19 protein-coding genes are annotated in these 23,155 nt (G+C 72.1%); 13 read left to right on the forward strand and 6 right to left on the reverse strand.

Going from position 1 to position 23,155, the window contains the following annotated elements:
- Positions 1-92: 92 nt before the first annotated feature.
- Positions 93-791 (reverse strand): hypothetical protein, encoded by a 699-nt coding sequence (locus ACFWU6_RS06365; protein WP_383978866.1) that lies wholly within the window; start codon positions 789-791, stop codon positions 93-95.
- Complete coding sequence (gene eccE / locus ACFWU6_RS06370; RefSeq protein ID WP_383978869.1) at positions 788-2,065, reverse strand: type VII secretion protein EccE; 1,278 nt, start codon at positions 2,063-2,065, stop codon at positions 788-790. Before eccE ends, ACFWU6_RS06365 begins: the two co-directional genes overlap by 4 nt.
- A 256-nt stretch (positions 2,066-2,321) precedes the next feature.
- On the opposite strand from eccE, the gene eccB reads away from it, so the two are divergent.
- From eccB to ACFWU6_RS06390, 4 genes are all read left to right on the forward strand, one after another.
- A complete protein-coding gene (gene eccB, locus ACFWU6_RS06375; protein WP_383809846.1) occupies positions 2,322-3,899 on the forward strand; it encodes a type VII secretion protein EccB in 1,578 nt (525 codons plus the stop codon).
- Between the two features lie 11 nt (positions 3,900-3,910).
- Entirely contained in the window at positions 3,911-5,239 is a 1,329-nt protein-coding gene (gene mycP, locus ACFWU6_RS06380) for a type VII secretion-associated serine protease mycosin (protein ID WP_383978871.1), read from the forward strand.
- A 215-nt stretch (positions 5,240-5,454) separates the two neighbouring features.
- Entirely contained in the window at positions 5,455-5,790 is a 336-nt protein-coding gene (locus ACFWU6_RS06385; protein WP_383809840.1) for a WXG100 family type VII secretion target, read from the forward strand.
- 44 nt (positions 5,791-5,834) lie between these two features.
- A complete protein-coding gene (locus ACFWU6_RS06390; protein WP_383809837.1) occupies positions 5,835-6,143 on the forward strand; it encodes a WXG100 family type VII secretion target in 309 nt (102 codons plus the stop codon).
- Between the two features lie 78 nt (positions 6,144-6,221).
- Here ACFWU6_RS06390 and ACFWU6_RS06395 read toward each other — a convergent pair whose 3' ends face one another.
- Positions 6,222-6,467 carry a DUF397 domain-containing protein gene (locus tag ACFWU6_RS06395; RefSeq protein WP_383809835.1) on the reverse strand — a complete coding sequence of 82 codons (246 nt, stop codon included), beginning with the start codon at positions 6,465-6,467 and terminating at the stop codon, positions 6,222-6,224.
- Positions 6,468-6,577: 110 nt separating this feature from the next.
- Positions 6,578-10,573, reverse strand: a complete 3,996-nt coding sequence (gene eccCa / locus ACFWU6_RS06400) for a type VII secretion protein EccCa (protein WP_383978874.1) — start codon at positions 10,571-10,573, stop codon at positions 6,578-6,580.
- A 167-nt stretch (positions 10,574-10,740) separates the two neighbouring features.
- Between eccCa and eccD the strand changes: the two genes are divergently transcribed.
- From eccD to ACFWU6_RS06430, 6 genes are all read left to right on the forward strand, one after another.
- Positions 10,741-12,282 carry a type VII secretion integral membrane protein EccD gene (eccD, locus tag ACFWU6_RS06405; RefSeq protein ID WP_383978877.1) on the forward strand — a complete coding sequence of 514 codons (1,542 nt, stop codon included), beginning with the start codon at positions 10,741-10,743 and terminating at the stop codon, positions 12,280-12,282.
- Between the two features lie 173 nt (positions 12,283-12,455).
- A complete protein-coding gene (gene rpsO / locus ACFWU6_RS06410) occupies positions 12,456-12,743 on the forward strand; it encodes a 30S ribosomal protein S15 (RefSeq protein WP_030718724.1) in 288 nt (95 codons plus the stop codon).
- A 312-nt stretch (positions 12,744-13,055) separates the two neighbouring features.
- A complete protein-coding gene (locus ACFWU6_RS06415) occupies positions 13,056-15,287 on the forward strand; it encodes a polyribonucleotide nucleotidyltransferase (protein WP_383809861.1) in 2,232 nt (743 codons plus the stop codon).
- Positions 15,284-16,663: a M16 family metallopeptidase gene (locus ACFWU6_RS06420; protein WP_383809825.1), complete on the forward strand. Its 1,380-nt coding sequence runs from the start codon at positions 15,284-15,286 to the stop codon at positions 16,661-16,663. The genes ACFWU6_RS06415 and ACFWU6_RS06420 overlap by 4 nt, the downstream gene beginning before the upstream one ends.
- 26 nt (positions 16,664-16,689) lie before the next feature.
- Positions 16,690-17,442 carry a 4-hydroxy-tetrahydrodipicolinate reductase gene (gene dapB / locus ACFWU6_RS06425; RefSeq protein WP_383978880.1) on the forward strand — a complete coding sequence of 251 codons (753 nt, stop codon included), beginning with the start codon at positions 16,690-16,692 and terminating at the stop codon, positions 17,440-17,442.
- A 10-nt stretch (positions 17,443-17,452) separates the two neighbouring features.
- Positions 17,453-17,935 carry a hypothetical protein gene (locus ACFWU6_RS06430; RefSeq protein ID WP_383978883.1) on the forward strand — a complete coding sequence of 161 codons (483 nt, stop codon included), beginning with the start codon at positions 17,453-17,455 and terminating at the stop codon, positions 17,933-17,935.
- A gap of 36 nt (positions 17,936-17,971) precedes the next feature.
- On the opposite strand, the gene ACFWU6_RS06435 is transcribed toward ACFWU6_RS06430, so the two are convergent.
- Together ACFWU6_RS06435 and ACFWU6_RS06440 are read right to left on the reverse strand one after the other, a co-directional pair.
- The gene (locus tag ACFWU6_RS06435; protein WP_383809816.1) at positions 17,972-18,532 is read right to left on the reverse strand and encodes a hypothetical protein; all 561 of its coding nucleotides are present in this window, start codon (positions 18,530-18,532) and stop codon (positions 17,972-17,974) included.
- A 48-nt stretch (positions 18,533-18,580) separates the two neighbouring features.
- Positions 18,581-18,820, reverse strand: a complete 240-nt coding sequence (locus tag ACFWU6_RS06440; RefSeq protein ID WP_383809858.1) for a hypothetical protein — start codon at positions 18,818-18,820, stop codon at positions 18,581-18,583.
- A gap of 237 nt (positions 18,821-19,057) precedes the next feature.
- On the opposite strand from ACFWU6_RS06440, the gene thyX reads away from it, so the two are divergent.
- From thyX to ACFWU6_RS06455, 3 genes are all read left to right on the forward strand, one after another.
- Positions 19,058-19,798, forward strand: a complete 741-nt coding sequence (gene thyX, locus ACFWU6_RS06445; RefSeq protein ID WP_383809814.1) for an FAD-dependent thymidylate synthase — start codon at positions 19,058-19,060, stop codon at positions 19,796-19,798.
- Between the two features lie 200 nt (positions 19,799-19,998).
- The gene (gene dapA, locus ACFWU6_RS06450; RefSeq protein ID WP_383809811.1) at positions 19,999-20,898 is read left to right on the forward strand and encodes a 4-hydroxy-tetrahydrodipicolinate synthase; all 900 of its coding nucleotides are present in this window, start codon (positions 19,999-20,001) and stop codon (positions 20,896-20,898) included.
- A gap of 111 nt (positions 20,899-21,009) precedes the next feature.
- The gene (locus ACFWU6_RS06455; RefSeq protein WP_383809808.1) at positions 21,010-22,695 is read left to right on the forward strand and encodes a ribonuclease J; all 1,686 of its coding nucleotides are present in this window, start codon (positions 21,010-21,012) and stop codon (positions 22,693-22,695) included.
- Positions 22,696-23,155: the final 460 nt, after the last annotated feature.

The following is a 23,155-nucleotide window of genomic DNA, read 5'->3' on the forward strand; positions in this document are numbered from 1 at the left end:
GCCGCGCCCGCGCTCAGCCTAATCGCGCTCCCCGACACCAGTGTCCGCCCCGGCACCGCGCCCTCCCCGCCCGGGGCGCCGGACGGCCCGGTTCAGTCGATCCGGCGCGCCGGGCCCAGCAGGCCCGTCTCCGCGTCCGTCCCCTGGGTCATCACGAACCGCCGGTCCCGCGGCGTACACCACAGGGTCACCCCGTCGCCCAGCGTCGGGAGGGAGTCCACCGCCGACCGGGGCAGGTTCATCAGCCGGCCGATGTGCTCCGCCTCGTCCGGCGACACCCGCTGCACGCCCGCCAGCGCCGCCTGTTGGAGCAAGCGCGGCGCCGTCGGGCTCAGGTACGGCAGCAGCGTCAGCACCGACTGCCACGGCCCGGCCACCACGCGCCCGCGCGGCGGCCGCATCCCGCAGTCGCGGACGACCAGGACCGGGCTGCCCGCCGAGGCGCCCTGCGGCGGTACCCGGCCCACCTCGTGCAGGGTCACGCACTGCTGCCCGCCGCCCGCTTCCCGGGCCAGCCCCTGCCACACCTGGCCGCGTCCGGTCTCCACCGCCACCCGCGCGCCCGTGGCCGCCGCCCGCAGCGCCAGCACCTGCGCCGTCCAGAGGCCGCCGATGAGCGTCACCTCGTACGGGGTCGGACGGTTGACGCCGAGCACCGCCGGCCGGCCCTCGGCGTCCACACCGATGACCACTCCGTCGTCCCCGACGGGCACCGCGAGCGCGTCCAGGTCCGCTGCGGGCAGCACGTGCCGTTCCCGGCGCGGGCCGACCAGCCCGAAACCGCCCCTCATCGCGCGCCTCCCAGCGGCAGCGAGGCCAGCAGCCCCGGCACCTGTTCCCGGTCCAGCCGGACCAGCCCGGCCTTCACGCCCCTCGCGGTCCGCTCCAACTCCCGCCGTGCGGCGATCAGTTCCTCGTCGCTGCGGCCGGTCACCCGTACGTGTCCGGTCAGTGTCACGCCCTGCCGGCCCGCCGGGGCCATCGTCAGGCTGAAGTTCGTCGCGAGGGTCGGCAGCGAGGTGAGCAGCGCCACGAACTGCGGCAGCGCCGCCGCGCCCGCGCCGCCCAACCGCGGCCACCGGCCGATCCAGTAGGTGGTGTGCCGCCGGTCGTCGCAGCGCCAGGTACGCGAGGTCTCCTCCGTGCGCCGCCCCGTCCCGGACGACCGGCCCGCCTGGGTGATCGCCATCGGGTTCGCGCACGAGGAGGTGGCCAGCGCGGCCGTCAGCCCCTGTTCGGTCAGCACCGTGGCCCTGAACCCGGCGCCCGCCAGCCGGCTCGCGAGCTGGTCCGCCGCCCGCACCACGCACCGCTGCGCGCCCGCCAAGCCGCCTCCGCGCGCGGCGACCGCCTCGGGGCAGAGCTCCGGGTCGAGCTTGAGCGCGATCCAGGTGAGGCGCACCGCCGGAGTGCCCGTCCGGGCCTGCAGCGGCGCGTAGTTGCGCGCGGCCATCGACCGGGCCGGCAGGTGGGGGGCCGGCGCCGGCTGGGTGTGCTGCACCAGCTGCGCCGACTCCAGCCGGATGCCGTCCACGTCCAGGACGTCCCGTACGAGGCCCAACGGCAGCGGCCGGTCCGTCCGTTCGGGACGCAGCGCGGTGGCGTCGGTGTCCACCTGCACCACGGCGGTCAGGAAGGTCCCGTCGCCGACCAGCCCGACCGGCCGCCGCTCGCGGTCGTGGAACGTCATCGTGCGCAGCGCCGGGTCAGCCTCGACCAGCGGGGCGAGGCCCGGCTCGGTGCCCGCGGGCACGGCCAGGGCGGCGGCCCGGCGGCGGCGCGTGCGCAGGGCGAGCACCCCGCCGATCCACTCGGGCAGGGAGCGCTGGTGGCGGCGTACGACGGCGAGCACCACGAGGACGAGCGCCGCCGCACCGGCGGGGACCAGCAGCAGCGGCTCGACCGCCCAGGCCGTCAACAGCCCGGCGGCGGCCAGTTGGAGGAGTACGAGCTGTTGCAGTCGGAACGGACCGAAGCGGTCGGGGGTCGGCATCGGATGCGGTGTCACCCCGCCGCGTGCCGGAGCGGCCGGAGCGGCCTGCGGTTGCGTCGCGGTGGCCCTCACGCGCCCACCTCCCCTTTCCGGGGCCGGGCCCCGTGGGCCCCGGTTCTGCGCGGCACCCGCCGCACGGCTCCGGAACCTCCCCAATCCACCCCGACAGGCCCTGACCGCCCCCGGTTCGGGAGGCGCCGGGCGGTGGGCTCACCCTACCCGGACCCCGAACACCCGCCGCCAGAAGGCATAGTAGGTCCCCGATCCGACCATCGAGGCCCGGGGACCGTACCCACCGGCCGGGTCGTGCGGGGAGAAGCAGGCGGTCATGGCATCACGACGCGATGAGCTCAACGCGTACACCTTCGCGAAGCGGCGCACGGTGGCCGCGTTCCTCCAGCCGTCCGCCGCGGGGACCGAGGAGGGCGCTCCGCGCCCGCTGCGGGCGGTCGTGCCGGGGCTGGTCGTCGGTGCGCTGATCGTCGCCGGATTCGGCGCGTGGGGGATGTTCAAGCCGACCGCCCCCAAGGGCTGGGACCGGCCCGGCACCCAGGTCGTCGTCGGCAAGCAGTCGACGACCCGGTACGTGGTCCTCAACACCAAGGTGAACGGCAAGGACCGGCCCCGGCTGCACCCGGTCCTGAACCTGGCCTCCGCCCGCCTCCTGCTGAACGACGCGAAGTCCAAGGTGGTGCACGTCGACGACAAGGTCCTGGACCGGGGCAGGCCGCCGCGCGGCCCGATCATCGGCATCCCGTACGCCCCCGACCGGCTCCCCGCCAAGGAGGACGCCGGGAAGGCCAAGCGGTGGGCGGTCTGCCAGCAGCCGGGCGGCAACAACCGCGGGGTGCAGACCGCCGCGTTCGTGCTCTCCGAGCGCGAGGCGCGCGTGCTGGACGACGGGCGCCGGCTCGGCGAGGGCCAGGCGCTGTACGTGCAGAGCACCGGGCCGGGCAAGGAGCGCTACCTGGTCGACGCCACCGGTACGAAGTACCGGTTCCCGGAGGGCACCCCGGCCGCCGGCACGATGACCACCGCCCTGGTCGGCACCGGCGCCACCCCGCAGCAGGTCACGGAGGAATGGCTGGCCACCCTCGCGGCCGGCGACGACCTCGCGTTCCCGCAGCTGCCCGCGAAGGCCGGCACCCAGGCCGGGGTCAGGGGCCTGGCCACCGCCGACAACCTCGTCGGCATGGTGCTCACGGCCCAGACCGGATCCGGCACGCAGCACTACGTGGTGCTGCCCGGACGGGTCGCGCCGGTCTCCGGATTCGCCGCCTGGCTGCTGATCTCGGCGCCCGAGACCGACGGGCTCGACATGAACGGCAGGGCCCGGGAGATCGATCTCCAGGCCCTCGACCCGGACGCCACCCCCTTCGCCGGCAGCGTCCGCTGGCCGCGGCACAAGACGGAGCGCGTCAACGCGGCCGCTCCCGCCGGCGCGCAGGCGGCCGGCGCCGGGAGCCGCGACACCGTCTGCAACGTGCTGCGCGCGGTCGACGGCCAGGGCGGCGCCACCCTGAGCACCTGGGCCGGCGAGGCCTACCCCCTCGACATCACCGCCAGCGGCACCAGCGCCTACGTCACCCCGGGCTCGGGACTGCTCTACACCCAGGTCCAGGGCAGGCAGACCTCGGCGGGCGGCTCCCTCTTCCTGGTCACCGACACCGGTCTGCGGTACGCCGTCCAGGCCAACGGCGACAGCGACAGCGAGAAGTCGAGGATCGGCGCGGCCGACCAGCAGGGCAAGGAGGGTGCGGACGCCCGCCCCGAAGCCAGCCAGGCGCAGATCCGGCTCGGCTACGGGTCCGTCACCCCGGCCATGGTGCCGATCGCCTGGTCGGAGTTCCTCTCCAAGGGACCCCGCCTGGACACCAACTCGGCTCGCCAGCCGCAGGGTTCGTGAGGAGGCCGCCGATGTCCCGACCGCCGACGCCCCGCCCGCGCGCCTCGCTACCCCCGGCGCTCCGCCCGCCCGTCCCCCCACCCCCGGCGCTCCGCCCGCCCCGCGGGCGCTGGGCGCTCCTCGCCGCCGCCTTCACCCTGGTCGTCCTCACGGGGACGCCGGCCGCCGCGGTGGCGGCGCCCGCGCCGCGGCCCCCGTACGCCCTGCGCCCCGACGGCGCCGGCGAGTGCACCTTTCCGATGAGGAAGCAGATCGAGGACCGGCCCTGGGCCCTCCAGCGGCTGCTCCTCGACGAGCTCTGGGCGCGGACCAGGGGCCGGGACGCGAGCGGCAGGAGCGTGCGCGTCGCCGTCATCGACACCGGGGTCGACCGGGTGAACCCGCAGCTCAGCGCAGCGATCGACGTCGGCGCCGGCCGGGACTTCGTCGACGCCGGGGGCCGCGGGGACGGCACCGCCGACAGCGTCGGCCACGGCACGAAGGTCGCCGGACTGATCGCGGCCCGCCCCCAGGCCGGCACCGGCTTCGTGGGCCTGGCCCCGGAGGCGACGATCATCCCGATCCGGCAGAACGACGGGCGGGGCCAGGGCGACGCGGCCTCGCTGGCCGCCGCGATCGACCACGCGGTGGCCAAGGGCGCCCAGGTCATCAACATCTCCCAGGACACCGACGTCCCCCTCTCGGCGGACTCCGCCCTCGGCGCGGCGGTCAGGAAGGCCATCGACGCCAAGGTCGTCGTGGTCGCCTCGGCGGGCAACGACGGCATGAGCGGCGAGAAGCGCAGGACCTACCCGGCCGCCTTCCCCGGCGTCCTCGCCGTGGCCTCCTCGGACCGCAACAACGAGCGCGCCGCGTTCTCCCAGCCCGGCGACTTCATCGGGGTCGCCGCGCCCGGAGTCGACATGGTCTCCACCGTCCCCGGCTTCGGCCAGTGCATCGACAACGGCACCAGCTTCTCCGCCCCGTACGTCGCCGGCGTCGCCGCGCTGCTGCGCGCGGAGCACCCGGACTGGACCGTGGAGCAGATCGTCTGGCAGATCCAGAACACCGCCGAACGCGCCGTCAACGGCCGCGACGACTACGTCGGGTGGGGGATCGTCGACCCGGTCCGCGCCCTGGGCCAGGACCGCGAGCTCCCGAAACCCCCGGTCCCCGATCCCGGTCCGCCGCCGGCGGCCGCCCCGGAGGCGGCCGCGCTCCAGCTCGCGGAGACGCCGCAGGAACGCCAGGAACGGCTCGGCACCTACGCCCTGGGCACCGCGGGCGTCCTCGTCGCCGTCATCGCGGGCACCGCGACGGTCGTCCGGGACGCCCGCAGGCGCCGGGGCCGTTTGCAGTGAACGGCCGTGCGCCGTAGGGCCGTACGTCCCACCGGTGTTGGGCGAGGACGGACAACTGGCTAGAGTGGCGCCAGGCTTCACGACTGTGATCGGGGGATTCGCGTGGGGCGGAGGGGGGTGTCCCGGGCGCGTGCCCGACACCGCGCCGGACGACCCTCCGCTCCGCCGCGCGATCCGCCGGTTCTGCCGGCGAATTGAGAAGTGAGGAGCTTCGGATGAGCAACAATTTCGGACTTGCGGACGATCCGATCGTCAAGGCCAAGAACAAGATCTCCGAAACGGGAAACGCCGTCACCACCCAGGCCCGGGAACTGGCCGACATCCTCGCCACCGTCGGCGCGGGATGGACCGGTGTGGGCGCCTCGGGATTCGTCACGGCCCAGACGGTCGTCAACGAGGACCACGACCAGATCCGCCGGCTGCTCCAGGTCCTGCACAACGCGGTCGCCCAGACCAAGAACCTGAGCAACGCCCAGGACGACGACGTGCGCGCGGCCTTCAGGGCGGTCCAGGCCGGACCGGGCAACACCTCCGGCCTCAACGGCATCTGACCGCGCCGCCCCCGACCAGACCGCTCAGCCCGAAGGAGATGAACATGGCTGGTATCGACGGCCACACCAAGGTCCAGTACGAGAGCGTCCAGCAGATGGCGAACCGCATCCGCACGGTCTCCAGGAAGATCGTCGAGGACCTGGACGCGATGGACCAGGCCCTCAAGGTCGTCACGGACACCTGGGACGGCGAGGCGCACGGCTCCTACGTCCAGCTCCAGGCCAAGTACAAGGGCAAGGCCGAGCACATGAAGAACACGCTCGAGCAGGTCGCCCAGCTCATCGAGCGCGGCAAGGACGACTACCGTGCGACGGACCAGCGCGCCTCGCGCCTGTTCACCGAGGGCTTCTGAGCCCGGCAGCCGTGCCGTAGCCGCCGAGGGGGCGCGCCCGCACCGGGCGCGCCCCCTCGGCGTACGGGGCCCGGGCCGTCAGGGCCGGTGCCGCTCCAGGTCGAACTCGCCGTCCCTGGCGCCCAGTACGAAGGCCTCCCACTCGGCCGCCGTGTAGCGCAGCACCGTCTCCCGGTCCAGGGAGGACCGCATCGCCACCGCGCCCTCGGGCAGGTGGGCGATCTCGACCCGCTCCTCGTCGGGGCTGGTCCCGGGCGGGCCCTCCCACTCGACGCCGCTGATGTCGAGCGCGTACAGCTCGTCCTTCTCCTGCTGGGTGCCCATGTGCGGCCCTTCCCTCGGTGGCGCGGTCTTCACCGCCGATTATCCGTGCCGCACCCGCCACAGGTGCGGCTTTCCCCGCGATCCGGGGCCCCTCGCGTCCCCGGCGTCCGCTACATCCCCGGCATCCGACCGAGCTGCACCAGCGACGTACCCCGCTTGCGGGAGACGAAGTAGGCCCGGCCGGGCGGCATCGGCCGCGGTCGTACGGTGCCCACGAGGTCGCCCTCGGACGGATCGCCCGACAGGACGACGCCCTGCGCCCCCAGCTCCTTGATCCGCTGCATGAACGGCTCGTACATCGAGCGCGAGGCACCCGCGGAACTCCGTGCGATGACGAAGCGGACGCCCGTGTCCCGGGCGAAGGGCAGGAAGTCGACCAGCGGGGCCAGCGGATTGCCCTGGCTCGTGGCCACCAGGTCGAAGTCGTCGATGACGATGAACACGTCCGGGCCGGTCCACCAGCTGCGGTCGCGCAGCTGCTGCGGCGTGACGTCGGCCGGCGGCTGCCGGCGTGCGAACACCCCGCCCAGCGCCTCCATGTGCATCTGCAGCGAACTCGCCATCGGCGCGTACTCCAGCAGGTGCTCCTCCGGCAGTGCCCCGAGCAGGCCCCGCCGGTAGTCGCCCACGACCAGGCGCGCCTGGTCCGGTGTGTAGCGCTCCGCGATCTGCCGGGCGATGAGCCGCAGCAGGTTCGTCTTGCCCGACTCGCTCTCGCCGAAGACGAGCAGGAAGGGGTCGGACTCGAAGTCGACGAAGACCGGCTCCAGATCCGTCTCGTCGATGCCGATCGCGATCCCCCGGCCGGGGTGCTCCCCGCCCCGGGGCAGCCGGTCGCTGTGGAGCAGCCGCGGCAGCAGGCGCACGCCCGGAGCCGCCTGGCCGCCCCAGTTGCGCTTGACCGCGTCCACGAAGGCGGCCGTGGCCTCCGAGAGGTCCCCCGCCTCGTGCGAGCCGTCGATACGCGGCAGGGCGGCCAGGAAGTGCAGCTTCTCCGGCACCTGGCCGCGTCCCGGCATGCCCGTCGGGACGTTCGCCGCGACCTTCCGGTCGAATTCGGAGTCCATGACGTCGCCGAGCCGCAGCTCCAGCCGGCCGAGCATCTGGTCCTTGAGCGCGGCCCGCACCTCCATGTACCGGGCCGCGGTGATCACCACGTGGATGCCGTAGCCCAGGCCGCGGGAGGCGATGTCCGTGACGACCTGCTCCAGGCCCTCGTACTCGCCCCGGAAGGTGCCCCAGCCGTCGATGACGAGGAAGACGTCGCCCCACGGCTCACCGGGCAGGTCGCCCGCGGCCCGGCGCCGCCGGTAGGTGCCGATCGAGTCGATGCCGTTCGACCGGAAGAACTCCTCGCGCCGGTTGAGGATGCCGCCGACCTCGGCGACCGTACGCCGCACCCGCTCCGGGTCCAGGCGCGAGGCGATCCCGCCCACGTGCGGCAGCTCGGCGACCGACGACAGGCTTCCACCGCCGAAGTCCAGACCGTAGAACTGCACTTCGCGCGGCGTGTGGGTGAGTGCGAACGAGGCGATGAGCGTCCGCATCAGCGTCGACTTGCCCGACCGGGGCCCGCCGACGACCATCATGTGGCCCGCCGCACCCGAGAAGTCCCGGTACAGCACCTCGCGCCGCTGCTCGAAGGGCTTGTCGATCAGCCCGAGCGGCACCACCAGCCCGCCGGGCCGCGTGTACCCCTGCGCGTGCAGCCCGCGCTCCGCGCTCGGGGCCGGCGCCGGGAGCAGCTGGTCCAGCGGCGGCGCCTGGTCCAGCGGCGGCAGCCACACCTGGTGCGCCGGCACGCCCTGCCCCTCCAGGCGGCCCACGATCACGTCCAGCACCGTGTCAGCGAGCGCGTCGCCGTCCCCGGAGGACCGCGCCGCCGGGTACGCCGGGTCCGGCGCCGCGTACACCACCGGGACGGGCGCCGCCGTGAACAGCGCGGGCCTGCGCTCCACCGGGAACAGTCCCACCGACAGGTCCGGGCCGCCCGAGCGGTAGGCGCCCGAGACGTAGGCCGCCTTGAAGCGGGTCATCTCGTCCGTGCCGAACTTCAGGTAGCCCGAGCCGGGCACCGACGGCAGGTGGTAGGCGTCCGGCACCCCGATCGCGGTCCGCGACTCCGCCGCGGAGAAGGTCCGCAGGCCGATCCGGTACGACAGGTACGTGTCGAGGCCGCGCAGCTTCCCCTCCTCCAGCCGCTGCGAGGCCAGCAGCAGGTGCACGCCCAGCGAGCGGCCGATCCGGCCGATCTGGATGAACATGTCGATGAAGTCGGGCTTCGCCGTCAGCAGTTCGCTGAACTCGTCGATGACCAGCACCAGCGAGGCCAGCGGCTCCAGCGGCGCACCGGCCGCGCGGGCCTTCTCGTAGTCGTGGATGTTGGCGTAGTTGCCCGCCGACCGCAGCAGCTCCTGGCGCCGCTGCAGCTCGCCGCGGATCGAGTCGCCCATGCGGTCCACGAGCGTCAGGTCGTCCGCCAGATTGGTGATGACCGCCGCCACGTGCGGCATCTGCCCCATCCCGGTGAAGGTCGCGCCGCCCTTGAAGTCGGCCAGTACGAAGTTCAACGTCTCCGAGGTGTGCGTCACCGCCAGCCCCAGGACCAGCGTGCGCAGCAGCTCCGACTTGCCGGAGCCGGTCGCGCCCACGCACAGGCCGTGCGGGCCCATGCCCTCCTGCGCGGCCTCCTTCAGGTCCAGCATGACCGGCGCGCCGTCCTCGCCGACGCCGATCGGCACGCGCAGCCGCTCGCCGGCCGACCGCGGCCGCCAGGTGCGCGCCACGTCCACCGCGGCGGCGTCGCCCAGGTTCAGCAGGTCGGTGAAGTCCAGGTTCGCCAGCAGCGGCTCGTCGTCGTCCCCGCCACCCGTGCGCAGCGGCGCCAACTGCCGGGCCAGGGCCTCCGCCGCGGGCAGCGACAGGGTGTCCGGGACACCCTCGTACGCGATGCCCGCACCCGAATCCAGCCGCAGCCGGCCCGGCCGCACCACGACCGACAGCCCGCCCCGCAGCGGCGTCTCCCCGGCGAAGCGGGGGGAGTCGTCCACCTCACCCGCGACCACCTCGACGACGGTGACGCCCTGCAGGCCCTCGGCCGCCGCGAACACCGAGTCCGGGGGCACCGAACCGCCGCGCGCCGCGTCAGAGTCCAGCACCAGCACGACGTGCGGCTGGTCCAGCACCGGCGACGCCTCACGGCTGAACCGGGACCGCCCCTCCAGCCGGGGGGCCAACAAAGCCTCCAGCTCGGCCAGGTCGTCGCCGAACAGCCGCTTCGTGCCGGCCCCGTCGACCTGGCCCGGCACCTGCGTGTGCGGCAGCCACTTCGTCCAGTCCCACGCCGCCACCGCACCCGGCGCGGCGACCACGCCCACCACCAGGTCCTCCGGGGAGTGCAGCGTCACGAGCTGCGCCACCAGCGCGCGCGCCGTACCGCGTGCCGACTCCGGATCACCGCCCACCGCCACGTGGTGGAACGCCCGGACCGACACCGCCACCGGCAGCCCGTCGAGCGAGGAGTGGACCCGCAGGAAGCGCTGCATCGCCCCCGCCGTCAGCGGCTCCAGCTCGTCGACCGGGGCCGTGTCCGGCGCCACCAGCGGGGTGGACAGCCGCTGCGCGCCCAGTCCGAGCCGGGCCTGCCCGAAGTCCGGGTCCCCCACGCGCCGTTCCCACAGCCGCGACCCCTCGGCCACCACCGACCACAACTGGTCCGGCGCCGGGTGCAGGTACAACTGCGCGTCCCGCTGCGCCCGGGCGGTGCGGCGCACCCGGCGCCGCGTCTGCGCGAGGTAGGAGAGGTAGTCCCGGCGGACATCGGCCATCTGCCCCTGCGTACCCCTGCGGTACCGCAGGACCTGGGCGATCACCATCGCGAGCGTCGACGCCACCATCAGCGCGCCCATGATCTTCATCATCGGCATCCCGCCGGGCATGAAGAAGAAGACCGCCGAGGACCCCATGCCGAGCATCGGCAGGAGCTGCATCAGCATGCCCTCCTGCTGCCCCCGCGGCAGCTCCGGAGGACCCTCCAACAGCAGCTCCCCCGAAGGGACTTCGGCCGGCAGGGACCGGGGCGGGCGTTTGACGACGATCTGGCTCACCGGAGCATCAATCCCTATGGACGCGGACGGGCGTCGCCACCGGCGTCCCCACGTCCCGGGTGTGAAGGGGGGTCTCCTCCCCGCGACCGCGATCCTACGTGTGCCGGGGGTCCCGCATACGCCCGGTCGGGGGCCCCGCACGCGCCCGGTAGGGTGGCGCGCGCCGCATGCGCAACCGCGAACCGTCCGCCGGTGCGGGCCGCAACGAGGGGGTCACACAGGTGAGTACGGCCGCAACGACGGGCTTCTGCAGGGTCACCGTCGTGGCACCCGACAGCCGGATCGACGTCGCCCTCCCCGAGGACATCGCCGTCGCCGACGTCTACCCCGAACTGCTGCGCCTGACCGGCCAGACCCAGCCCGTCGGCGCCCCGACCGGCTTCCACCTGGTCCGCCGCTCCGGTGCCGTGCTCGACGGCGCCCGCACGCTCGCCGCCCAACGGGTCCTCGACGGCGAGGTGCTGAGCCTGCGCCCCTTCGCCGAGTCCCTGCCGCCGGCCGTCTTCGACGACGTCTCCGACGCCGTGGCCTCCGCCGTCGTGCGCGACCGGCACCGCTGGAGCGACGACATGCTGCGCGGCGCCGGCCTGGCCGGCGCCGCCCTCCTCTTCGCCATGCTCGGCCTCGTCCTGTGGTACGCCGACCCGCTCCGCCACGACATGCACGGCCTGCCCGGTGTCATCGCGGGCGCCACCGGCGTCCTGCTCATCGCCGTGGCCGGCGTGCGCGCCCGGGTCTACCGCGACCGCGGCTCGGCTGCCGCCCTCGGCCTCGCCGCCCTCCCGCACCTGCTGATCGCCGGCTCCGGCATCATCGCCCCCGCCGCCGCCCAGGGACCCGGCCGCCTGCAGTTCCTGCTCGGCTGCGTCTGCGTCCTGGTCGCCTCCGCGGCCCTGGTCGTGGTCACCCCCAGCGGCGACGCCCCCTTCGTCGCGGCCACCGCCGTCGCCGCCACCGGGACGCTCGCCGCCTTCGCCGCCATCGCCGCCGAGGCCTCCGCCACCGCCACCGCAGCCGTCTGCGCCCCCGCGGCCATCGGCCTCGTCGCCTTCCTGCCCGGCCTCTCCGCCCGCTTCGCCCGCCTGCCCATCGGCTACGCCGCCCCCCGGAGCGCCACCGAGTACGCCGAGTACGCCGACGCCCCGGACGGCCACGAGAGCGATCCGTACGGCGACCGGTCCGGCTCCGACCCGCACGAGCAGGGCGGCTCCCTCGACGCCGAGCAGATCGCCGCCCAGGCCCGCCGCGGCCACGAGATGCTGCTCGGCCTGGTCGCCGGCTGCGCCGCCGTGACCGTCGGCGCAGCCGCCGTCCTCGGCTTCTCCGACAACACCTGGGGCCGCCTGCTGGCCCTCGCGACCGGCCTGGCCATGCTGCTGCGGGCCCGCCTCTTCCGCTACACGTCCCAGGTGGCGTGCGCCCTCTCCGCGGGCCTCGCCGCCGTCGCGCTGCTCGTCCTGGGCCTGGCCCTGCACCCGCCGACCGTCCTCGCCGCCGACCTCGCGGTCCGCACCGTCTGGCTGTCCGCGTCCGTCGTCGCCGGTGCGGCCCTGCTCACCGCAATCGCGCTTGTCATCCCCCGCAGGGGTCTGTCACCCTTCTGGGGTCGGCTGCTCGACCTCACCGAGGCCGCGGTGCTGCTCAGCCTGGTCCCGCTGGCCCTCGCCGTGCTCGACGTCTACTCCCGGGTCCGCGGCCTCACCGGCTGAGATCCGGGGGAGCGGCAGCCTGGTACGCTGTGTGACGGCCGTTTGTGTACGCGCCCCCGGAATCCTCTGGAGGCTGCGCTCAGCGGACCCCGCCTCCCGAGTCACGGAAGCTCCCCAGAGATTCAGACCTGGGGCACTCGGTGGCAATGCACGACCCAACACGAGGAGTACGCGTGCCGCTCGACGCCGCTACGAAGAAGCAGATCATCACCGAGTTCGGTGCCAAGGAAGGCGACACGGGCTCCCCCGAGGTCCAGGTCGCGATGCTCTCGCGCCGCATCTCGGACCTGACCGAGCACCTCAAGACGCACAAGCACGACCACCACTCCCGTCGTGGTCTGCTGATCCTGGTCGGCCAGCGCCGCCGTCTGCTGCAGTACCTGGCCAAGAAGGACATCCAGCGCTTCCGCGCCCTGGTCGAGCGCCTCGGCATCCGCCGCGGTGCGGCCGGCGCCAAGTAACACGCCGTGAAGGGAGCGGTTCCCACATTCGGGAGCCGCTCCCTTTGCCGTACGTGCGCACGGGACCGGACCCTTTGTAGTCTGGAACGGATGCACGTGCACGTCTGAGGAAGACGTAGGACGTGCACAACTGAAGAGGAGGAGCGCCCTCCCTACGCCGCCGGTCCTCGGTAGTGGCACCCGGAATGCCCCCACGGGCACCGAACCGGATGCTTCGATCGAAGACCGGCCCGCACGCCAGGAGCGCTTCTCCGCAACCGTCCACCGCCACACGGGCGGCGGACGGAGACGACGAAAATGGAGAAAACGCTAGTGGAGAACGAGACCCACTACGCCGAGGCCGTCATTGACAACGGTTCCTTCGGCACCCGCACCATCCGCTTCGAGACGGGCCGTCTGGCCCGCCAGGCCGCCGGCTCCGCCGTTGCCTACCTGGACGACGACACGATGGTGCTGTCCGCCACCACCGCGTCGAAGAAGCCCAAGGACCAGCTCGACTTCTTCCCCCTCACGGTGGACGTCGAGGAGCGGCAGTACGCGGCCGGCAAGATCCCCGGCTCCTTCTTCCGTCGCGAGGGCCGGCCCTCCGAGGACGCGATCCTCACCTGCCGCCTGATCGACCGCCCGCTGCGCCCGTCCTTCAAGAAGGGCCTGCGCAACGAGATCCAGGTCGTCGCCACGATCATGGCGCTCAACCCGGACCACCTGTACGACGTCGTCGCGATCAACGCCGCGTCCGCGTCCACCCAGCTCGCCGGCCTGCCCTTCTCCGGCCCGATCGGCGGCGTCCGCGTCGCGCTGATCCGCGGCCAGTGGGTGGCCTTCCCGACGCACACCGAGCTCGAGGACGCCGTCTTCGACATGGTCGTCGCGGGCCGTGCGCTCGAAGACGGCGACGTCGCGATCATGATGGTCGAGGCCGAGGCCACCGAGAAGACCATCGCCCTCGTCAAGGGCGGCGCCGAGGCGCCGACCGAGGAGGTCGTGGCCGCGGGTCTCGACGCCGCGAAGCCCTTCATCAAGGTCCTCTGCAAGGCCCAGGCCGACCTGGCCGCGAAGGCCGCCAAGCCCGAGGGCGAGTTCCCGGTCTTCCTGGACTACCAGGACGACGTGTACGAGGCCCTCGCGGCCGCCGTCAAGGGCGAGCTCTCCCAGGCGCTGACCATCCCCGGCAAGCAGGACCGCGAAGCCGAGCTGGACCGCGTCAAGGAGCTCGCCGCCGAGAAGCTCCTCCCGGCCTTCGAGGGCCGCGAGAAGGAGATCTCCGCCGCCTACCGCAGCCTGACCAAGGCCCTGGTGCGCGAGCGCGTCATCAAGGACAAGGTCCGCATCGACGGCCGCGGGATCACGGACATCCGTACCCTCGCCGCCGAGGTCGAGGCCATCCCGCGCGTGCACGGCTCGGCGCTGTTCGAGCGTGGCGAGACCCAGATCCTGGGCGTCACCACCCTCAACATGCTCCGCATGGAGCAGCAGCTGGACACCCTCTCCCCGGTGACCCGCAAGCGCTACATGCACAACTACAACTTCCCGCCGTACTCCGTCGGCGAGACCGGCCGCGTGGGCTCGCCCAAGCGCCGCGAGATCGGCCACGGCGCGCTCGCCGAGCGCGCGATCGTGCCGGTCCTGCCGAGCCGCGAGGAGTTCCCCTACGCGATCCGCCAGGTGTCCGAGGCCCTCGGCTCCAACGGTTCGACGTCCATGGGCTCGGTCTGCGCCTCCACCATGTCGCTGCTGAACGCCGGTGTGCCCCTCAAGGCCCCCGTCGCCGGCATCGCCATGGGCCTGATCTCCCAGGAGATCGACGGCAAGACCCACTACGTCGCCCTCACCGACATCCTCGGTGCGGAGGACGCCTTCGGCGACATGGACTTCAAGGTCGCCGGCACCAAGGAGTTCGTCACCGCGCTCCAGCTGGACACCAAGCTCGACGGCATCCCGGCCTCCGTCCTGGCCGCCGCCCTCAAGCAGGCCCGCGACGCCCGCCTCCACATCCTCGACGTGATGATGGAAGCGATCGACACGCCGGACGCGATGTCCCCCTTCGCCCCGCGGATCATCACCGTCAAGATCCCGGTGGACAAGATCGGTGAGGTCATCGGGCCCAAGGGCAAGATGATCAACCAGATCCAGGAGGACACCGGCGCCGAGATCACGATCGAGGACGACGGCACCATCTACATCGGTGCCGCCGACGGTCCGGCCGCCGAGGCCGCCCGCGCCACGATCAACTCGATCGCCAACCCGACCATGCCGGAGGTCGGCGAGCGCTACCTGGGTACGGTCGTCAAGACCACCACCTTCGGTGCCTTCGTCTCCCTGATGCCCGGCAAGGACGGCCTGCTGCACATCTCGCAGATCCGCAAGCTGGCCGGCGGCAAGCGCGTGGAGAACGTCGAGGACGTGGTCGCGGTCGGCACCAAGGTGCAGGTCGAGATCGCCGAGATCGACTCCCGCGGCAAGCTCTCCCTGATCCCCGTGATCGACGGCGAGGCTGCCGGCGACGCCGACAATGACGCTGACAAGGACGACTCCGACAAGTGATGTCGCGTAGTTCCCGTGTGACGGCCCGCCCCTCCTCGGAGGGGCGGGCCGTCGCCCGTACCCAAACCCTGCTCACGGGCGAGAACGGCATCGGCACCGTCCGGCGCACCGTCCTCCCCGGCGGGCTGCGCGTCGTCACCGAGACGCTGCCCTCCGTCCGCTCCGCCACCTTCGGCATCTGGGCGCACGTCGGCTCGCGCGACGAGACACCGACGCTCAACGGCGCCACGCACTACCTGGAGCACCTCCTCTTCAAGGGCACCGGCAAGCGCAGCGCCCTCGACATCTCCTCCGCCATCGACGCGGTCGGCGGCGAGATGAACGCCTTCACGGCGAAGGAGTACACCTGCTACTACGCGCGGGTGCTCGACACCGACCTGCCCCTGGCGATCGACGTCGTCTGCGACATGCTCACGGGCTCGCTGATCCGCGAGGAGGACGTCGACGCCGAGCGCGGCGTCATCCTCGAAGAGATCGCGATGACCGAGGACGACCCGGGCGACTGCGTGCACGACCTGTTCGCGCAGACGATGTACGGCGACACCCCCCTGGGGCGCCCCGTCCTCGGCACCGTCGACACCATCAACGCCCTCGGCGCCGACCGGATCCGCCGCTTCTACAAGAAGCACTACGACCCGACGCACCTGGTCGTCGCCGCCGCGGGCAACGTCGACCACAACAAGGTCGTGCGCCAGGTCCGCGCGGCCTTCGAGAAGGCCGGAGCCCTCGGCCGGACCGACGCCGAGCCGATCGGCCCGCGCACCGGCACCAAGCGCGTCCGCACCGCCGGCCGCGTGGAGCACGTCAACCGCAAGACCGAGCAGGCCCACATCGTCCTCGGCATGCCGGGCCTCGCCCGCACCGACGAGCGCCGCTGGGCCCTGGGCGTGCTGAACACCGCCCTGGGCGGGGGCATGTCCTCCCGCCTCTTCCAGGAGGTGCGGGAGAAGCGCGGCCTCGCCTACAGCGTGTACTCGTACACCTCCGGCTTCGCCGACACCGGCCTCTTCGGCGTGTACGCGGGCTGCCGCCCCGGGCAGGTCCACGACGTCCTGCGGATCTGCCGCGACGAGCTCGACAAGGTCGTCTCCGAGGGCCTCGCCGACGACGAGGTCAAGCGGGCCGTCGGCCAGCTCTCCGGCTCCACCGTCCTGGGCCTGGAGGACACCGGCGCGATCATGAACCGCATCGGGAAGAGCGAGCTGTGCTGGGGCGATCAGATGTCGGTCGACGACATGCTGGCCCGCATAGCGGCCGTGACCCCGGACGACGTCCGCTCGGTCGCACAGGATGTACTGGCCCAGCGGCCTTCGCTCGCGGTGATCGGCCCGCTGAGGGAAAAGCAGGCGGCCCGCCTCGACGAAGCCGTCGCATAGCTCCGTACGCAAGCAAGGGAATGATGATGAGCAAGCTGCGCGTGGCCGTCCTCGGCGCCAAGGGCCGGATCGGCGCCGAGGCGGTCAGGGCGGTCGAGGCCGCCGACGACCTGGAGCTGGTGGCCGCCCTGGGCCGTGGCGACGGGCTGGAGACGCTGGTCGAGGCCGGCGCCCAGGTCGCCGTCGAGCTGACCACCCCGGCCTCGGTGATGGACAACCTCGACTTCCTCGTCCGCCACGGCATCCACGGAGTCGTCGGCACCACCGGCTGGACCGAGGACCGTCTCGCGCAGCTGAACACCTGGCTCGCCGCCTCGCCGGCGACCGGGGTGCTCATCGCGCCGAACTTCTCCATCGGCGCCGTCCTCACCATGAAGTTCGCCGCCCAGGCGGCGCGCTACTTCGAGTCCGTCGAGGTCGTCGAGCTGCACCACCCGAACAAGGTCGACGCCCCCTCCGGCACCGCGACCCGCACGGCCCAGCTCATCGCCGCGGCCCGCGCCGAGGCCGGCCTCGGCGCACAGCCCGACGCCACGGCCACCGCCCTCGACGGCGCCCGCGGCGCCGACGTCGACGGGGTCCCGGTGCACGCGATCCGCCTGCGCGGCCTGCTGGCCCACCAGGAGGTGCTCCTCGGCGGCGAGGGCGAGACCCTGACCCTCCGTCACGACTCGCTGCACCACAGCAGCTTCATGCCGGGCATCCTGCTCGGCGTCCGCCGCGTCACGGCGGCCCCGGGCCTCACGTTCGGCCTGGAACACTTCCTCGACCTGGGCTGACGGCACCACCATGCGCGCGAAGATCACGTACTTCCTCACGGCCGCCGTCCTGGTGGTCTACCTCGTCCTGGCCGGCAGCCGGGGCCTGATGCTGATCCGGCACGGCACCTGGACCACCGTCACCTTCGGGGTGGCCGTGCTGATCCTGCCGGTGATCGGCATCTGGTTCCTCTGGCAGAACACCCGGTTCGTCACCAGGTCCCACCTGCTCGCGACGGAGCTGGAGGCCGAGGGCGGCCTGCCCGTGGACGAGCTGGAGCGGGACGGGTACGGCCGGATCCTGCGGGACTCCGCCGACGAGGTCTTCGCGCGCCGCAAGGCCGAGACCGAGGACGCGCCGGGGGACTGGCGCAGCTGGTTCCGACTGGCCGTGGCCTACCGCGACGCCCGCGACACCCCGAGGGCGCGCAAGGCCATGCAGCGGGCGATCGCCCTGCACGACGCGGAGCCCGTACGGGAGAGGCCCGTACGGGAGAGGCCCGTACGGGACTGATCCCCGTACGGGCCTCCACCGGCCGCGCGGCGCGGTTCAGGCGGCCACGGGCCGGTACTCCTCGGCCCAGGCCCCCAGCGTCTCGGCGGCCCGGTCGAAGGCCTCCGACCGGGACAGGAAGTCGGCGTTGTGGTCGGTCAGCAGGACCGGCTGCTCCGCTCCGCCGAGCCCGGCCACCGTCAGCGCCTGCCCCTGTACGGTCCTCGGCAGCCCGAGCCAGCGCACCGGCTGCTGCACGGTCCGGAGTTCGGCGACCTCGCTCCACGCGATCGAGCGGGTCCTGAGGAAGCCGACCCGGCGCAGGCCCGTACGGCTCACCCAGACGCCCGCGCGCAGCAGCTGCACCGCCGAGGCGATCACGGCGAGGGCGGCGACCAGGCAGCCGGCCGCCCCGCCCCAGGCGCCCGCGAAGGCGATGATCATCGTGGCCAGCAGCATGAAGGCGGAGAGCATGAGCAGCAGTGCCGCCATGGCCACCCGCCAGGGACCCGGCCGGTAGGGCCGCCGCCAGCGGTCGTGGTCGGCGTGGGGGAGTACGTCGTCGCCGTCGTCATCGGCGTCGAACGCACCGTCGGCCGTCAGGAAGGGCAGGGGCACGGCTGTACCTCACTCACATGCACGTTCGGTTGGGCTGTGCCCGTGAGGCTACCGCCCCTCGGACGCCTCCGACTGCTGCGACTTCTCGGGCGCCGTACTCGGTTGCAGAGCGGGCATGCCGAAGAGGAGCGAACCGGCGAGTCCCGCCACCACGGTGAGCCCGACCAGACTACGGGCGGCCAACTGGGTCGTGCTCGGACGCTCGCGCGGCGGCGGAGTGACATTGCTGCGGAAACGGTCGGCCTCGGCGACGAAGGCGAACGGGACGGGCTCGCGCCGGCGGAACAAGGGAGCGACTCTCCTCACGGTCGGGCCCCCGGCACGGGGGCGGCAGATGGGCGTGCGTGCTACCCGGTATGACGTCCGAGCCGCCCAATCGGTGCCGGATGTGCGGACATCGGCCGAATTTCATGGCGCCCTGTCAGCTCCGGAGGGCGGCGCCGGCGCCGTCGGCGCATGCGCGGAGGGCCGCGGCCGGCGACGTAGAGTGGGCGCGCCCAGGACGCACGTGTGGAAGGACCCCCGGTGAGCGACACCGCCGCTTCAGATCTCAAACCCAGCTTCCGCAGTGAGGTGACGGTGGAGCTGGTGAAGCACTCCGCCGCCGACTCGGACGTGCTTTGGGCGGCCCGGGTGTCCACCGCCGGCGAGCAGTCGCTGGAAGAGCTCACGAAGGACCCGGAGCGCTCCAAGGGCCTGATCAACTACCTGATGCGCGACCGCCACGGCAGCCCCTTCGAGCACAACTCGATGACCTTCTTCATCAGCGCCCCGATCTTCGTGTTCCGCGAGTTCATGCGCCACCGCGTGGGCTGGTCCTACAACGAGGAATCCGGCCGCTACAGGGAGCTGGAGCCGGTCTTCTACGTCCCGGACGCCGAGCGCAAGCTCGTCCAGGAGGGCCGCCCGGGCAAGTACGTCTTCGTCGAGGGCACCGCGGCGCAGCAGGAGCTGACCGCCCGCGCCATGGAGGACTCCTACCGCCAGGCCTACGAGGCGTACCGAGAGATGCTGGCCGCGGGCGTGGCCCGAGAGGTCGCCCGTTCGGTCCTGCCGGTCGGACTTTTCTCCTCGATGTACGCCACCTGCAACGCGCGCTCGCTCATGCACTTCCTCGGTCTCCGTACGCAGCACGAGCTGGCCGCCGTGCCGTCCTTCCCGCAGCGGGAGATCGAGATGGTCGGCGAGAAGATGGAGCAGCACTGGGCGGAGCTCATGCCGCTCACCTACGCGGCCTTCAACGGCAACGGTCGCGTTGCCCCGTAAGGGGCGGTACACCCGCGACGTACGGATGTACGGACTCAAGTCCCAAGTGTCCGTATTGCGGCGTTTCGGAAAGTTCATCTAGGCTGATCAAACGGACCCGGCACTGCTTGAACCCCCGAGCAGGCAGTGCCGGTGTCCAACACCCCGTTGACGTGCCCCGAGGGGACACCGCGAGCGTGGCAGCGAGTAGCGTGTTACCCATGGCTCCGATCTCGACTCCGCAGACCCCCTTCGGGCGGGTCCTCACCGCCATGATCACGCCGTTCACGGCGGATGGCGCACTCGACCTCGACGGCGCGCAGCGGCTCGCCGTCCACCTGGTGGACGCAGGCAACGACGGCCTGATCGTCAACGGCACCACCGGTGAGTCGCCGACCACCACCGACGCGGAGAAAAGCGACCTCGTACGAGCCGTCCTCGAAGCCGTCGGGGACCGCGCCCACGTGGTCGCCGGCATCGGCACCAACGACACCCGCCACACGCTGGAGCTCGCCCGCGAGGCCGAGCGCACCGGGGCCCACGGCCTGCTGGCCGTGACGCCCTACTACAGCAAGCCGTCGCAGGAGGGCCTCTACCGGCACTTCACGGCGGTCGCGGACTCCACCGGCCTGCCGGTGATGCTCTACGACATCCCCGGCCGCAGCGGTGTCCCGATCGACACCGAGACCCTGGTCCGGCTGGCCGAGCACCCCCGTATCGTGGCCAACAAGGACGCCAAGGGCGACCTCGGCCGCGCCGGATGGGCCATCGCGCAGAGCGGCCTGGCCTGGTACTCGGGCGACGACATGCTGAACCTCCCGCTCCTGTCGATCGGCGCGGTCGGCTTCGTCTCGGTGGTCGGCCACGTGGTCACCCCCGAGCTGCGCGCCATGCTGGAGGCCCACTTGGGCGGAGACGTCCAGAAGGCCGCGGAGATCCACCAGAAGCTGCTCCCGGTCTTCACCGGTATGTTCCGCACCCAGGGCGTCATGACGACCAAGGGCGCGCTCACCCTGCAGGGCCTGCCCGCGGGCCCGCTGCGGCTCCCGCTGGTCGAGCTGACCGCCGAAGAGACGGCCCAGCTCAAGATCGATCTTGCCGCCGGCGGGGTACAGCTCTGACAACAGACTTCACAACTGAATAAGCACGACCGAAACAGACAACAGCAAGAGCACGAATGACATACACGCCACGTGCCTCAGGTACGTGGCGTGTGTGGTGAGGAGATACTTTTGAGCCACCCGCATCCTGAACTCGGTCCCCCGCCGAAGCTCCCGAAGGGCGGCCTGCGGGTCACGCCCCTGGGCGGTCTGGGCGAGATCGGCCGCAACATGACGGTCTTCGAGTACGACGGCCGTCTGCTGATCGTCGACTGCGGCGTCCTCTTCCCCGAAGAGGAGCAGCCGGGCATCGACCTGATCCTGCCGGACTTCTCGTCCATCAGGGACCGCCTCGACGACATCGACGGCATCGTGCTCACGCACGGCCACGAGGACCACATCGGCGCCGTCCCGTACCTCCTCCGGGAGAAGCCGGACATCCCGCTGATCGGCTCCAAGCTGACGCTGGCCCTCATCGAGGCCAAGCTGCAGGAGCACCGCATCCGCCCCTACACCCTCGAGGTGAAGGAAGGCGAGCGCGAGAACCTCGGCCCCTTCGACTGCGAGTTCATCGCGGTCAACCACTCCATCCCGGACGCGCTGGCCGTGGCCATCCGCACCGGAGCGGGCATGGTGGTGTGCACCGGCGACTTCAAGATGGACCAGCTCCCGCTGGACAGCCGTCTCACCGACCTGCACGCCTTCGCGCGTCTGAGCGAAGAGGGCATCGACCTCCTCCTCTCGGACTCGACGAACGCCGAGGTCCCGGGCTTCGTACCGCCCGAGCGCGAGATCTCCAACGTCCTGCGCACGGTCTTCGCGAACGCCCACAGCCGGATCATCGTGGCGAGCTTCGCCAGCCACGTGCACCGCATCCAGCAGATCCTGGACGCCGCCCACGAGTACGGCCGCCGGGTCGCCTTCGTCGGCCGCTCGATGGTCCGCAACATGGGCATCGCCCGTGACCTGGGCTACCTGAAGGTCCCGCCGGGCCTCGTCGTGGACGTCAAGACCCTCGACGACCTGCCGGCCCACGAGGTCGTCCTGGTCTGCACGGGGTCCCAGGGCGAGCCCATGGCGGCCCTGTCCCGCATGGCCAACCGCGACCACCAGATCCGGATCGTCCCGGGTGACACCGTCATCCTGGCGTCGTCCCTGATCCCGGGCAACGAGAACGCGGTCTACCGCGTGATCAACGGCCTGACCCGCTGGGGCGCCAACGTCGTGCACAAGGGCAACGCCAAGGTGCACGTCTCCGGGCACGCCTCCGCCGGCGAGCTGCTGTACTTCTACAACATCTGCAAGCCGCGGAACCTGATGCCGGTCCACGGCGAATGGCGCCACCTGCGCGCCAACGCCGAGCTCGGTGCCCTGACCGGCGTCCCGAAGGACCGGATCGTCATCGCCGAGGACGGCGTGGTCGTCGACCTCATCGACGGCAAGGCCCGCATCTCCGGCAAGGTCCAGGCCGGCTACGTGTACGTCGACGGCCTCTCGGTCGGCGACGTGACGGAGGCCTCGCTCAAGGACCGCCGGATCCTCGGGGACGAGGGCATCGTCTCGGTCTACGTCGTGGTGGACAGCACCACGGGCAAGGTCGTGAGCGGCCCGAACATCCAGGCCCGGGGCTCCGGCATCGACGACGGGGCCTTCGGCCCGGTCATCGCGAAGATCGAGGAGGCCATCGCCCGCGCCGCCTCCGACGGCGTGGCGGAGCCGCACCAGATCCAGCAGCTCATCCGCCGCACGATGGGCAAGTGGGTCTCGGACAGCTACCGTCGCCGCCCGATGATCCTCCCGGTCGTGGTCGAGGTCTGACCTCGCCGTAGCGACCGCACGGGAGCGGGGCAACCGGATTTGCATCCGGGGGCCCCGCTCCAGTACGTTTGCGTCTCCACCCCGCACCGTTCCCCGGCACACATGTGTGTCTGGAACGCACGCGGGCGGGTGGGATCAACTGCTCGGGGAGACCTGATAAAGTCTGGTCCACCCGAAAGGGAAAAGGCCCCCCGAAGGCCATCGGAATTCAAACCGGTCGGAAACGACACGGAATCGAATCTGATAGAGTCGGAATCGCCGAAAAGGAAAGCGCGAAAGCGAATACCTGGAAAGCGAAGCCCGCTTCGACCGGGAATCGGACACGAAAGAGTCTGATAGAGTCGGAAACGCAAGAACAGAACGAAAGCCCGGAGGAAAGCCCGAGAGGGTGAGTACGAAGGAAGCGTCCGTTCCTTGAGAACTCAACAGCGTGCCAAAAATCAACGCCAGAAGTTGATAC

Origin of the sequence: Streptomyces sp. NPDC058674 (assembly GCF_042716505.1) — a bacterium.
Taxonomy (GTDB): domain Bacteria; phylum Actinomycetota; class Actinomycetes; order Streptomycetales; family Streptomycetaceae; genus Streptomyces.